Below are 13,712 nucleotides of genomic sequence, written 5' to 3'. Positions count from 1 at the left end.
ATGATCAGATTTCAGCACATAACGAAGTCATTCTCGCAGCGTCAGAGCAATGTTCTGGCTCTAGATGACATCACCCTAGAGATCCCCAAAGGCGAGATATTCGGTCTTATCGGTCACAGCGGTGCGGGCAAAAGCACGCTGGTACGTCTGATCAATGCACTGGAAACGCCCACCAGCGGCAGCGTGTTCATCGACGGACGCGACCTTACTCAGGCCTCACCGCAGGCCGTGCGACAACAGAAGAAGAAGATTGGTATGGTCTTCCAGCACTTCAACCTGCTGGAAAACCGTACCGTGGCCGAGAACGTCGGCCTGCCACTGCTTCTCAACGGGGTTAAAAAATCAGAACGCAAAAAGATCGTCGATGACCTGCTCGACTATGTGGGATTGAAAGACAAGAAGGATGTTTACCCGCGTGCGCTGTCCGGCGGCCAGAAGCAACGCGTGGGTATTGCGCGCGCGCTTACCAATAGGCCGGATATTCTGCTATGCGATGAAGCCACCTCAGCGCTGGACCCACAGACGACCCGCTCCATTCTCGATCTGCTGAAAAGGATCAACCGGGAACACGGCGTCACTATTGTTATCGTCACACACGAGATGAGTGTGGTCACTTATGCCTGTCACAGCTTGGCGGTGATGAGCGGTGGCCGCGTGGTTGAGCAGGGCAGAACCCCCGCACTGTTCAAAGCACCCACGCACCCGGTGACGCGCCAATTCGTTAACGCCATCATCCATCAGAAACTGCCGGTGACTGTGTTTAGGTCGCTGTCTCAGACCGATGCCGATCACCTCTACCGGCTGGAATTCCTTAACCCAACGGCCAACGAGCAGGCATTAACCCAGCTCATTCGCCGCGGTGAAGTCGAACTCAGCATCATCTTCGCCAACATGATCGATATCCAAGGCGACATCATCGGCCATATGTTCGTGATCCTCAAAGGTCAGGAACAGGAGATCGCTAACGCACTTGAGTACCTTTCATCACAGAACATAAAAGCGGTACAGATCGACCCTCGGGAGTTCCAGCATGACGACTAACATCACCACCGGACTTTTCCTGCAGTCGGCCTACCAGACCCTCTTCATGACCGGCGTATCGTTCGCGATCGGCGCAGTGCTGGGCATGGGACTGGCTTTAATCCTGATCCTGACGCGCCCGCAGGGGCTAAAGCAGAACGTTCCGCTATATACGGTCATCAGCACCATCATCAATATCCTGCGCTCGCTGCCCTCGCTCATTTTGATGATCGCCGTGATACCGCTGACGCACCTGATTGTCGGCAGCTCGATCGGCTCAACGGCAGCGATTGTGCCACTGACCCTTTTCATCACGCCCTATATCGCACGCCTGCTGGAAAACTCTCTGCTGGAGATCAACACCGGCATTATCGAAGCTGCCGATGCCATGGGAGCCACTACCTTCCAGATCATCTGGCACTTCATGCTGCCCGAAGCCAGCCCCTCGATCGCTCTGAGTTACACCACGTCGATCATCACCCTGATTGGCGCCACGGCGATGGCCGGTGCCATCGGGGGCGGCGGTATCGGTGACTTGGCGATCAGCTATGGCTACCAGCGCTTCGACAACGTCGCGATGATCATCACGGTCGTGACACTGATCATCGTCGTGCAGCTACTACAATCACTGGGTAATGCCCTATCCCGATACTTCAAAGGGAACTGAGAGGAATAACGATCATGAAGACCTATCTGCTTAGCGCATCACTGGCTGCCGTACTGGTTCCTTTTGCCCTCGCTGGCTGCGGCCACGACAAGTCCCCTGTCGGCAGCGACAAGAATGAAATTACTATGGGAATCTCACCGGGACCGTACAGCGAGCTGTTCATTTCCGCAGTAGAGCCGATCCTGCAGCAGAAAGGCTATACGGTGAAGCACGTGAACTTCACGGGGCTGCTGGAATCCGATGTGGCCATCAACGAAGGCTCCGTGGACTTCAACGTGGATCAACACACTGCGTACCTGAACACGTTCAACGCCCAGCGCGGTGCTGACCTGACGCCGCTGGTGCGCATTCCGACCGTGGCCGCTGCCATTTTCTCGACACGTCATGCGTCTTTGAACGACATCAGCGCCCATGCCAAGATCGCAATTCCACAAGACCCGTCCAACACCTCGCGCGCCTACCGTCTGCTCGAAAAAGCAGGCTGGATAACACTGAAAGCTGATGCCAACCCGGTGCTGCTGACGCGCAATGATATCGCCGACAACCTCAAACAGCTCGACATTGTCGAGATGGATTCAGCGAATATTCCAAGGACGCTGCAGGACGTCGACTATGCCGTTATTCCCGGCAGCGTGGCCTATGCCTCCCAAGTTGATCAGAGCAAGAGCCTGCTGCGCGAAGACCTGATCGATAACCTATATCTGGTCGTAGCCGTCAAGGCTGGCAACGAAAAGACCAAATGGGCTGAAGAGATTAAGCAAGCGTACCTCTCTCACGACTTCAAACAGTACATCATCACCCACAATGCCAATGATTTCTGGAACCTGCCTCCGGAACTCCAGCAGCAATAAGCCCCTTTGTGTACCTCACCTTGCCTTCCCGCTCGGGAAGGCTTTTTAGCCTGCTCTGAATTGTTACTCGTGATAACACGTATTCGTGAAGTGATCACTCTCACGGCAGCGGCTTTGGCACGTGCCTTTATCAAGCACTTATTGTCATCCTTATTTATACAACAGTAATAAGGCCTGTTTGCAGAATCCCACTAACATCCCCACCAATGTACTTGTTCTGCCATAATGACGCATATCCTTAGCACTAACGTTCCGCTAGAATACCGCCTATCTGTTGCCAGATTATTATCCGCAACCTACTGTCTGGGTCTCGCTCGTTATTATAATGCTACACATTTTCGAATACGTTCTTAATTATTGTGATCATTATTGCGTACACGTGCGAGCCACAACCTACTTTTTATTAATTATCGCCTAGAGATATCTCCGTATGACCGATAACGCCACGCCGTCCCCTGCCCCCGCGACGCAGACGCCAATATATGAAGTGAAGATAGGTTTGATATTCAGAAGCACACTGACCATCACGCAAGAAGGTGTGCGATGGAGAGGCCGGTTCGTGCGCTTCAGCGATATCGTTTCCACGGGCTGGGGCGGTACGCGCCACATCTACAATGGTATTCCAACCGGTACAACTTACGATATCCACCTAGACGATCGCCAAAAACGCCGCCCCATGACGATCCGTACCCGCCGGAAAGCGGTGTACAGCACTATTGTCGACACGATCTGGCAGATGGCTGGCATTGCGATTTTGACACGCCTTCTGGAAGGGCTCCGCGCAGGCGAACGCTATGTGGTCGGCGGATCGATGGTCAGCGATGAAGGAATCCATATCAGTCGCAAGAAGCTGTTTAAGGATCCCGAAGTCGTGTTCTTCCCGTGGCGTCAGGTCAGTGTGGTACGCCAACAGGGCAACTGCATCATCCATGGCGAACGCGGCTTCAGCGAATGCCTGCCCTACAACGAGAACAACAATACCCACATCATTGACTACGCCATAGAGATGGCGCTGCAGAACGGCCTGACGCGCCTAAGCGACATGCTTCAGCCGGCCGCGCAGTGAATACCGCCATCTATAGGGATACACGTTCTATGAGTAATCAAGCCTCTCCTGCACCGCATCATATGAGGCTGTACGCGGGTGGAATAACACTGTCTGTCCTGCTCGCGGTCTACTACTGGCATGCTGCACCGTTGGCGGCCTTCGTGCAGAAAGCCCTGCCCCCGTCGATGGGCCTTTGTTCACCGACACTCCGTGCTACCATCGGCCTTACCGCGCCGGGCCTGATTGTCGGCACGGTGCTGTGCCTGATCTGGCCGCTTGTCCGCGCCAACATTGTCCCCTCTCCCCGCGATGAATCGGCCGTTCTGGCGGCATTTCTCCATGCACGACGACCGGCATCCTCGTCAGCCTACATGGCCATCGTTATTACGCTGATCTGTGCCTACAACCTGTTCTTGCTGATGCCGCCCGACTCCCTTCTCGACTACGGCACCAACCTAGTGAATGTGCTCTACCCACTGATATCAAAGTGGGGGCTGGTCATGTTTGTGATAGTCGGGGTCATCTGGGATCGCTGGGCCGCACGGCAGTTCAAATCGGCCGTTGTCCTGCTCACGCTGGTGCTAGCGTTACTGTTCTTCTCACCCGTGATACTGAGCATCGCCCCTTCGCTAGCCTACGGCCATGACACGATACCGTACGAGCTGACGTACCTGATACTGTCCAAGATACCGTTGGTCGTCGGCATGGCAATCATCACCGACCTATTTCGGCGCATCGACACGAACACGGGCTATTTCGGCGTAGCGCTGAGTTCGATCGTTGTGATGCTGCTGTCTTCGTCATTGCTCACCACTAATGCCATTGCCATGCTGATCTGCTGTGGAATATTCGGCACGCTGCGCGCCGCAGGTGTATCACTGCGTATCATGCTAGGCCTGCATGTGCTGTCACAGGTGTCGGCTTATCTGATCTTCAGGGGAGGGTATCTGCTGCACTACGTGCCGACCAACCTGCCCCATCCCTTCTCGTATTATTAAGCAAATAGAGAGACATCAGCACAGGCGACACATGATAAAAAAGGCGGTGCAGAAGCAAGGCGCTGCGTGACGCCCGATGTCTTTCCTCTGCAGCCTTTTCACGGACACCTTCGCCATGCGACAACGCCCATGCCGTCAGATCGACGACATGGGCGTTGTTATGGAGAAGCAACCTATCAGCCCACCGGACTCAAGGCGACATCCATTTTTCATCACAAGTGAAGGAGATCGTCAGCCAGCGGTGTGGTGAAGGCTTGCCGAGCGCATCGGCCAACTCTTGACGAATAACGTCCAGTGTCTTCAGGGTTTCAACGCGGTAGTCATCGGGCACTAAAATGTGAATTTCGATGAAGCGCCCTCTACCGTGCTGCTCAACGTAGGTTTCGTAACCAATGAAGCCGTAGCGCTTGACGATGGTCGAGACTTTCTCCTGCACGCGAGCGTCGAGCGGTTCAGGTGCCATCCCCAGCACCTCGCGGAACGACGGCATCAGTATCTCCAGCGCCATCGGGAACATTGCAATCGCCAACAGTACCAGCAACAGCGGGTCCACATAGACTGACAGCCACGCCCACTGTGTCTGCTGCAACCACCACGCCAGCAGGAAGCTGACCATCAGCCCTGCCGACAGCATCGCATCGACGAGCCAGCTCACGTTGTCGTATTGGATCAGACGCGATTTGAGCGTTCGGTTGCGGTTGCGGACGTAAAAGAAGAAGGAACCGTTCAACACAGTGAACAGTACAGCGTATACGGATGCGGCGCCGAACTCGACGGCGTGACCACCACCGATGATACCGATAACGCCATTGACCAGTGCGTAGATGGCGATGACGAAGACGAACGCGCCTTCCAGCACCAGTACCATCGGTTCAAGATGCCAGAAGCCGAACTGAAAGCGGTCGCTGGTTTGTCGCTCGACGAGCCGAACGATGAAGAACATCAGCAGTTTGATGGCGACGGCAATGACCGAGAAGTAACCGTCGAAGAGAATGGAATGCGATCCAGAGTACACCCCAAAGCCGAGGCCGCCGATAGCGACAAGGGACATCATCAGGGTGGAGTAGGTGATCAGTCTTTGCTCAAGGCGACTGGTCTTCATGGTGACACCAGAGGGTTATGGAAATGCGGCATCCCGTTCGGCTTGTCGTCAGGCGGGATGTACTGTCGTCGTGACAGTGCCTCTAGTGTATATGAAGCGCATCGGAAAGCGCAGAGGGAGCCACGCGCTGTTTCGCTTTCCATCACGAAACAACATGAGCTCCCTCCGGTGCATTGCGGGTACAAACATCCCGCCATTTAGCGTTCAGCGAAACGATGGCGCAATCGGCAAGATAGCAATGATATGGTCGTCCAGCTGGGCATCGGTCACATTGGCTTCCGAGTACACGCGTCCCGCAACGCTGATGCCCTTCTCACGCATGCGACGGTCGCTACCCGCCCGCAGAGGGTGCCAGCCGGCCAGTGCACGGTGTTCGTACAGACGGCGGTACGCGCAGCTATTAGGCAACCAGCTGTATTCTTCCAGTTTGTCACGGCTGAGCTGTAGGCACTCCGGTACACGCGAAAAGCGGTTGTCGTAATCGCTGCAGCGCGCCGTCGTGGTATCCATCAAACGACACACCACATCAGTGATGGCCCGTTCGCCGCTGTCAGGGTCTTCCAGCTTGATCTGGCAGCACTGACCACAGCCATCGCACAGCGCTTCCCACTCGGCATCGGTCATCTCTTCGAGCGAATAACGCTCCCAGAAACGCTCGCGCAGCTCAGGAACAGCTACCGTACTCATCAGTAACGTCCCTCTGTCGGCGCGCTGTAGGCATTGAGCCCCTGCACGGAGCCATCCTTCGGCGGTGGCAGCTGCAGATGGAAACCCTTCGCTTCGATATCAGCCAGTACCGTCATCGCATCAACACGCACCATTGAGCGCTCGGGCGTCAGCACGAACACGATCGACGGTTCCGGCACCCCAAATTCGGCCAGCAGTGCTTCAGGCACACGCGCTAGCCCTTCTGCCTTTTCGACGAACAGGTACATGCCGTCATGGCGCTTACTGCGATAGACCTGACACAGGCAACGTTGCATCACGATGGAACTCCTTACTTAGCAGCGGGCTGAACGAAGACCGTGTCCCATATCGGCGCGAGCAGCGGTGCACGCCAGTCATCCGGCAGCGCAGGACGCGTCCCGTACAGCCAGTCGGTAATCCACTCTTCACGCTCGCGGCGACGCATCAACAGTTCCGGCGCGATGCCAAGTGATTCGGCAACCTCATTCACGGCGGCACGCAACGGCTTGAGCGTAGATTTCCATGCGGTGCCTTGCTGTGAAGGCAGCGTCTTGGGCAGCTCACTTTCGGGCAGCGCCAGTACCTTCTGGATCATGTCCAGCACGGTTTCGCCGTCGCGCTTGATAAAGGAAGGCCGCAAGCCTTGGATATCAGCCAAGCTGTAAATGTTCTTCGGCAGACGCTCGGCGATAGTCATTAACTGCCCATCATTGGCTAGATAGCCACGCGGGATGTTGCGACGACGGATTTCCTCTTCACGCCATGCGCACAAGCGGGCCAGTGCCGCCAGTCGGCGCGCATCAAGCCGCCACGCCTGACGATGGCGCAGATAGTAGTGCGAGTGATCGACGGGATGTGAGGCCACTTCTATCATCGCCTGACAGCACGCTTCGACCCAGCTCAGGCGCCCCGAGGCGGTCAGCTCGGCTTTCTGCTGCGCCCAGATCGGCGGCAGGTACTGAACGTCCAGAGCGGCATAGCGACACTGGGTTTCGGTCAGCGGGCGCTGGGTCCAGTCAGAACGTGTGGCATCCTTGGGCAGATCAACGCCCAGCCGCTGTTCAACCAAGCGTTTGTAACCCATACCAGCCTCACCACAGCAGAAGCCTTCAGCTACCTGAGTGTCGATCATCGGGCGCGGAATATCCCCCAGCCACAACTGGAAGATTTCCAGATCTTCTCCGCAAGCATGCAGCAGCTTAACAGGCCCTTCTGGCCCCAGCAGGTGGCGGACGGCATCGGTCGGCGCCACCGTCATCGGGTCGATTAACCACGCCTGCTGACCGTTTCCGAGCTGAATCAGGGCCGGAATCGGGGCAAAGGTGGTCTCACGCAGAAACTCGGTATCGACACCGATGACGTCGCTCTGCGCCAACTGGGCACAGGCATCATTCAACGCCTCAGGGCTATCGATCCAGAACCAGGGCTGGGTCATGGCAGGTTACTCGTATCCAATCCGTTCGACGATGCATCCGTGCGACACGGATGGCAGACAAAGGAAAAAGCGGGCACGAAGCCCGCTTTGTTCAAGGGAAACCGCGACAAACCGCTGTCTGAAACGAAGCGATCGCGTCCTTGTCCTTTCGATAAGGTGCCTATTATGCCACGACAGCCCCTCAGGACTGAAACGGTTGGCGACCCGAAAAGGCCCGCGATAGCGTTCCGCCATCCACGTATTCCAGCTCGCCGCCAAGCGGCACCCCGTAAGCCAAGCGTGAAAACGTGACGCCCAATGGCCGCAGCTGCTCGGCGATGTAATGGGCCGTGGCCTCGCCTTCAACGGTAGGGTTGGTCGCCAGCACGATCTCTTGATAGCGATGCGTGCGCACTTCCTGTTCGAGCAGATCAAGGCCCAGCGCATCCGGCCCGATGCCATCCAGTGGCGACAGGTGGCCGTGCAGCACGAAATAGCGTCCACGATAGCCGCCCGCCTCTTCGATCGCCATCAAATCCGCCGGCGATTCAACCACGCACAACGATGTCGATTCGCGGCGTGCATCTTCGCAGAGGCTGCACACCTCGTGCTCGGTCAGGTTGCGACAGCGCTGACAATAGCCCACACGCTCAAGCGCCTCATGGAGTGCCTGTACTAGGCGTTCACCACCGGCACGATCGCGTTCGAGCAGGTGCAGCGCCATGCGCTGAGCACTCTTGGGCCCGACACCGGGCAGCACGCGCAGTGATTCGAGCAGGTGCTCGACGACCGGGGAGAACAGCATCAGAAGGGCATCTTGAATCCGGCAGGCAGATCAAGACCGGCCGTCAGGCCTTCCATCTGCTTGCGGGAATTTTCTTCGACCTTGCGAACGGCATCGTTCACCGCCGCGGCCAGCAGGTCTTCAAGGAATTCCTTGTCTTCTTCCATCACGCTCGGGTCCAGCTCGACGCGCGTCACGTCATGACGACCGTTCATAACGATCTTAACCAGCCCGGCCCCAGCGCTGCCTTCCACTTCTGCATTGGCCGCTTCTTCCTGCGCCTTCTGCATCTTTTCCTGCATTTCTTGGGCCTGCTTCATCAAATTGCCCATTCCACCCTTGAACATCGCTAGTCTCCTGTAGCAGCAGCGGTGTGCCCTGCTCTTTCTGATACGGTGATCACAGGCCGTGCCTTATGCACGGCCTGTGGCTCAGTGAGATGACTCCCCCTCGAACGACGTCACGCTGTCTTCGAGCAAGCGCGCACTGAACTGTGTCTGGAACAGCTGAACATGGGGATCGCTGCGCAGCGCTTCAACCGCGCGTGCCTGACGTTCAGCCTGAAGTCGGCGACGCCGCACGATAGGCGTTTCCACGCCTTCTGCAATAGCGCCAACTTCAATGTGTATTTGTCGCTGCCAGCCTTGCTGAGACAGTGCCTCGCTCAGACGCTGGGCGTGCACTTCCGCGTTCATTGCGCCTTGAGAGGGATCAAGACGCAGCTGCAACGTGCGACCGTCATCGTGCTCCAGCACCGTATGCGCCACCAGGTTACCGGTCAGACCACCAAGCGATAGCCACGTGAACAGCGCCAGCCAAGCGGGATGGTCCAGCGGCGCATTGTCAGGAGGCAGCGAGGCAGCCGCGGTGTCCGGCACGGCGGACACCGGCGCACTGGGCGCTGGCACCGCCTCAGGCTTTTTTGCAGTCGTACTGTTGACCTCAGCGGACGACTCCCACGCCGAAGCATTCTGCATGCTTTCAAACGCAGCGTAGTCATCCATAGCATTTATATCGCTATCGTGAGCGACAGGTGCCGCTGACGCTTGGGGCGTAGGCTCACGCGAAGCCGCCGCATTGGCAGGCGTCGCCTGCCCCGGCATGTCCCACGGCGGCTCGCTGACCGCTGCTGCGGTGGCTTGCGATTGCTGCGGTTGCTGCGGTTGCTGCGGTTGCTGCGGTTGCTGCGGTTGCTGCGGTTGCTGCGGTTGCTGCGGTTGCTGCGGTTGCTGCGGTTGCTGCGGTTGCTGCGGTTGCTGCGGTTGCTGCGGTTGCTGCGGTTGCTGCGGTTGCTGCGGTTGCTGCGGTTGCTGCGGTTGCTGCGGTTGCTGCGGTTGCTGCGGTTGCTGCGGTTGCTGCGGTTGCTGCGGTTGCTGCGGTTGCTGCGGTTGCTGCGGTTGCTGCGGTTGCTGCGGTTGCTGCGGTTGCTGCGGTTGCTGCGGTTGCTGCGGTTGCTGCGGTTGCTGCGGTTGCTGCGGTTGCTGCGGTTGCTGCGGTGCGGCAGTAGATGCGCTGGGCGCCTCATTTGCAACTGAATTTTGCGCCACGCTAGGCGCAGCTGCGGCACTGCCCACCATCGGCAAAGGCACCTTGGCGGGCGCCGGTACGCCCTGAGGACGAAACGCCAGCATGCGCAGCAACGTCATTTCAAGCGCGGAACGCGGTTCAGGAGCCGAGGTCATGTCCTGACGCCCTTGCAGCGCAATCTGGTAATAGAGCTGGACGTCTTCAGCCGTGAACTGCTGGGCCAGCTGTACCACCTGCTGCTGATCCTGCGCCCCCGATATGGCTTCCGGCACCATTTGCGCAACGGCCAGCAGGTGGAACAGCTCGCACAGCCCATCAAGTACCGCGCTATAGTCGGGGCTCTGCTCGGCCAGCTCACCGACGGTGCTCAGCAGCGCAGGCGCGTTGACGGCCGCAAGGGCCTGTGCAATCGAGGTCAGATGACGATGATCAAGCGTTCCCAGCATGCTGGCAACATCACGTTCATGGATCGCGCCCTGTCCGAAGGCAATCGCCTGATCGGTCAGCGACAGTGCATCGCGCATTGACCCCGACGCGCCACGCGCCAACAGCCAGAGTGCAGCTGATTCGAAGGTGATACCTTCCTGCCCCAGAATATGCTCGAGGTGGCCAACGATGTTCTCAGGCGACATCGCCTTCAGCGCAAACTGCAGACAGCGTGACAGCACGGTGATCGGCAGCTTTTGCGGATCTGTAGTGGCCAACAGGAACTTCACATGGGGAGGTGGTTCTTCTAGCGTCTTCAACAAGGCATTGAAACTGTGCGACGACAGCATGTGCACTTCGTCGATCAGGTAGACCTTGTAGCGCCCTTGGGTCGGCGCGTACTGCACGTTATCCAGCAGCTCGCGCGTATCTTCGACTTTGGTGCGCGATGCCGCATCGACCTCAATCAAATCGACAAAGCGCCCTTCATCTATCGCACGGCAGGTATCGCACTGACCACACGGGTTGGACGAGACGCCCTGTTCGCAGTTAAGGCATTTGGCCAGAATGCGCGCGATGGTGGTCTTACCTACCCCGCGCGTTCCGGTGAACAGGTAAGCATGGTGCAGGCGATCCTGATCAAGCGCATTAATCAGCGCGCGGCTGACATGGCTCTGGCCGATCAGTTCATGAAAGGTGCGCGGCCGCCATTTGCGGGCCAGTACCTGATAGCTCATGCGGCACGGATTCCTTCGCCGAAGACGAGTCAGTAGAGAGAAGCAGAACGAGGTCATGCAGGGCCGTGAACCGGCGCTACGCCTAGGGTATCGCCAACGCTAAGTCGCTGTTGGCACGATGCCAGACCTCATTGATGATGCAGGCATTCTAGCGTTCTGGGACGCCAAGTGCGAGCCGGGACACCGCGAAGCAAGCGTGAATCATCTTTATATCAGATGAAGGAAAAGCAGCCGATCAGTGCGATGTAAGCGACTTATCCACACCCAGTTACAGCATGACCTATTGTGGATAATCCAGAATCATACGGACACGCCATCCATCAGGGATGAAGTCTGATCAAACAATCGATGAGAGAAAACGAGGAGGAACGAAGCGCAAGAAAGGCGGTGGCCCCTACCAGCCACATCCCGGCACACACTACATCACTACCGTTGCTCCCTTCCGGGCCTGGCGGGGTTCGTGATTTCATGTTGCGAGAGGACCGATAAGGGCCACCATAACGACTCGGCCGCGTGCAGTGCTGCGACGAGTAGGCATGCATATTAACAGCACGCTTCATCGGCATCAAGCGCCACCATCAATCGAGTGCTGTCGAAACCTGCCGCCACCCACGGTCTGGCACGCTCATTCTAGCGGTCACGAGCCTTGCACGTCGGTTCAGAGACGCTCGTCTTTCTCCAGCATCATGACATGGCGCAGGCGGCTTAGGCTGATGATTACGGCCAGCGCTGTGGCACCAAACGCTCCCCACAAGCTCAGGTGAATGGCGAACATCTCTTGGTCGAGGGTGCCATGCAGCGCGGCATAGGCCGACAGCACGCTCCCGACCGCCGCTGCCCCGAGGCACTGTCCTGAAATACGCATGATGGCCAGAATGCCCGACGCATAGCTGCTGCTTGAGCGCGGTACGTTGGACATCATCTCGCGGTTGTTGGGACTCTGGAAACAGCCGAAACCGATACCGCACAGCAGGCTGCGCAGCGCGATATCAAGGATGGAGGCATGCGCTGACAAGTTGGCCAGCAGCACCAGCCCGATAGCGAAGCAGCCCAGCCCACACGTTGAAATAAGAGCGGAAGGGTAGCGATCAGACAGCTTGCCCGCCCACGGAGCCACCAGAATGATGCCGATGGGCCATGGCATAAACAGCAGCGCCGACCCCAACGCGCTGTAACCATAGGCACTCTGAAACAGGAATGGCAGGGCAACGAACGTAATGCCTTGGCTGACGAACGACACCATGGAGGTCAGCGCCGCCAGTGAAAAGCGTACGGAAGAGAACAGGCTCAGCGGTATAAGCGGGCGTGGTGCGTAGCGCTGGCGAACGACGAAAGCGATGCCTGCAACGACAGCCGTCGCACCGTAAGCGGCCGCCATGAGCATCGTACGGAAGGACGAACTGCCTGCCGCAGGATGCGCAAAGGCGTTGGCCGTCATGACAAGCGCCCCAAGCGCCACCGCAGATAGCAAAGCGCCATAGATGTCGAACGGTTCATGTCGAGCACTGCGTTCATTGGGAATAACTCGCAGAGTCAGCATTAGCGCAACGATCCCTAGGGGAATGTTGATCGCAAACAGCCACGGCCAACCGAGCGCCGACAGCAGCGTTCCTCCTAGAATCGGAGCCACGGCGGTACTGGAACCGACCAGCATCGCATTCAGACCGATAACCTGTCCCAACAGCCGACTGGGGAAAATGGAACGCATGATGGCCGGACCAATACTCATTGTTGCGGCACCGCCAATGCCCTGTACCACACGCATAGCAACCAGCATCGGCAGCGATGTCGATAGCGCGCAACCCAACGAGCTGAGCGTGAAGACGCTGATACCGAAGGTAAACAAGGTGCGGTAGCCTAGGTGCGTGGCCAGCGCCGCAAAACTGGCCAGCAGCATGGCGGCCGCCAACAGGTAACTGCTGGCCACCCACACCGCTGTACCGGCCGTCACCTGCAGGGTCTGTGCTATCTGCGGCAGGGCGATATTGACGATGGCACCATCGAACACCGCCATCATCGCTGCCGTCATCACCGCGATCATCGCTAGGCGTCGCTTATTTCCCGGCAATCCTTCATCACCGGGTTTGTCTACGAATAATTCCATGCGCGAGCGGCCTCCAGACCTGCACTGTCGGTTAACGGCGACGAGCCTTATTTGCTGTGCCAAAAAGCGTGAGCACCATGATCGGGCAAAAGCACTGGAAAAGATATGCAACTGCGACTCATTGTCATTAAAGAAGGAAGAAATAGGCAAAGACGCGCTGTATACATTTCTCCCATCCTCTATTATCAACCAAATCTCGACCGTCTGATCCCGATTGACGACGCTCCCCGCCATACCGCTCAGGCAGTGGCAGTGTAGAAAAGCGCATCCTTGCGAAAAGGCCCATACCCCATGCACCAGGTGGTCATGATAAAGTGCGTTTCCTCGCACCAATGGACCTTCACTAC

At 57.6% G+C, this 13,712-nt stretch carries 13 protein-coding genes and 1 other RNA gene; 5 read left to right on the top strand and 9 right to left on the bottom strand.

What is annotated here, in order from left to right:
* The 5 genes from ZBT109_RS03040 (at window position 1) to ZBT109_RS03020 (ending at window position 4,584) form a co-directional block, all read left to right on the top strand.
* On the top strand, window positions 1–1,041 hold the full coding sequence (locus tag ZBT109_RS03040; RefSeq protein WP_051523779.1) for a methionine ABC transporter ATP-binding protein: 1,041 nt from the start codon (window positions 1–3) through the stop codon (window positions 1,039–1,041).
* Window positions 1,031–1,687: a methionine ABC transporter permease gene (locus ZBT109_RS03035; protein WP_027705079.1), complete on the top strand. Its 657-nt coding sequence runs from the start codon at window positions 1,031–1,033 to the stop codon at window positions 1,685–1,687. Before ZBT109_RS03040 ends, ZBT109_RS03035 begins: the two co-directional genes overlap by 11 nt.
* 14 nt (window positions 1,688–1,701) lie before the next feature.
* A complete protein-coding gene (locus ZBT109_RS03030; protein WP_027705078.1) occupies window positions 1,702–2,538 on the top strand; it encodes a MetQ/NlpA family ABC transporter substrate-binding protein in 837 nt (278 codons plus the stop codon).
* A 559-nt stretch (window positions 2,539–3,097) separates the two neighbouring features.
* Window positions 3,098–3,604 (top strand): hypothetical protein, encoded by a 507-nt coding sequence (locus ZBT109_RS03025; protein WP_027705077.1) that lies wholly within the window; start codon window positions 3,098–3,100, stop codon window positions 3,602–3,604.
* A 29-nt stretch (window positions 3,605–3,633) separates the two neighbouring features.
* Entirely contained in the window at window positions 3,634–4,584 is a 951-nt protein-coding gene (locus ZBT109_RS03020) for a hypothetical protein (protein WP_027705076.1), read from the top strand.
* Window positions 4,585–4,774: 190 nt separating this feature from the next.
* Here ZBT109_RS03020 and ZBT109_RS03015 read toward each other — a convergent pair whose 3' ends face one another.
* The 9 genes from ZBT109_RS03015 to ZBT109_RS02975 form a co-directional block, all read right to left on the bottom strand.
* Window positions 4,775–5,686 carry a cation diffusion facilitator family transporter gene (locus ZBT109_RS03015; RefSeq protein ID WP_027705075.1) on the bottom strand — a complete coding sequence of 304 codons (912 nt, stop codon included), beginning with the start codon at window positions 5,684–5,686 and terminating at the stop codon, window positions 4,775–4,777.
* Between the two features lie 204 nt (window positions 5,687–5,890).
* Entirely contained in the window at window positions 5,891–6,373 is a 483-nt protein-coding gene (locus tag ZBT109_RS03010; protein WP_027705074.1) for a YcgN family cysteine cluster protein, read from the bottom strand.
* On the bottom strand, window positions 6,373–6,669 hold the full coding sequence (locus ZBT109_RS03005; protein WP_027705073.1) for a YcgL domain-containing protein: 297 nt from the start codon (window positions 6,667–6,669) through the stop codon (window positions 6,373–6,375). Before ZBT109_RS03005 ends, ZBT109_RS03010 begins: the two co-directional genes overlap by 1 nt.
* 14 nt (window positions 6,670–6,683) lie before the next feature.
* A complete protein-coding gene (gene rnd / locus ZBT109_RS03000; RefSeq protein ID WP_051523778.1) occupies window positions 6,684–7,808 on the bottom strand; it encodes a ribonuclease D in 1,125 nt (374 codons plus the stop codon).
* A 181-nt stretch (window positions 7,809–7,989) separates the two neighbouring features.
* Window positions 7,990–8,592, bottom strand: coding sequence for a recombination mediator RecR (recR, locus tag ZBT109_RS02995; protein WP_027705072.1), 603 nt, complete (start codon window positions 8,590–8,592; stop codon window positions 7,990–7,992).
* The gene (locus ZBT109_RS02990; protein WP_027705071.1) at window positions 8,592–8,918 is read right to left on the bottom strand and encodes a YbaB/EbfC family nucleoid-associated protein; all 327 of its coding nucleotides are present in this window, start codon (window positions 8,916–8,918) and stop codon (window positions 8,592–8,594) included. The genes recR and ZBT109_RS02990 overlap by 1 nt, the downstream gene beginning before the upstream one ends.
* 84 nt (window positions 8,919–9,002) lie before the next feature.
* A complete protein-coding gene (dnaX, locus tag ZBT109_RS02985) occupies window positions 9,003–11,261 on the bottom strand; it encodes a DNA polymerase III subunit gamma/tau (protein WP_120185321.1) in 2,259 nt (752 codons plus the stop codon).
* 392 nt (window positions 11,262–11,653) lie between these two features.
* An RNA gene (gene ffs / locus ZBT109_RS02980) (signal recognition particle sRNA small type) lies at window positions 11,654–11,749 on the bottom strand.
* A gap of 170 nt (window positions 11,750–11,919) precedes the next feature.
* A complete protein-coding gene (locus ZBT109_RS02975) occupies window positions 11,920–13,365 on the bottom strand; it encodes an MFS transporter (RefSeq protein WP_038278595.1) in 1,446 nt (481 codons plus the stop codon).
* Window positions 13,366–13,712: the final 347 nt, after the last annotated feature.

Origin of the sequence: Zymobacter palmae, from assembly GCF_003610015.1 — a bacterium.
In the GTDB taxonomy this organism is placed as follows: Bacteria; Pseudomonadota; Gammaproteobacteria; order Pseudomonadales; family Halomonadaceae; genus Zymobacter; species Zymobacter palmae.
This window is presented reverse-complemented; position numbering and strand designations above follow the sequence as displayed.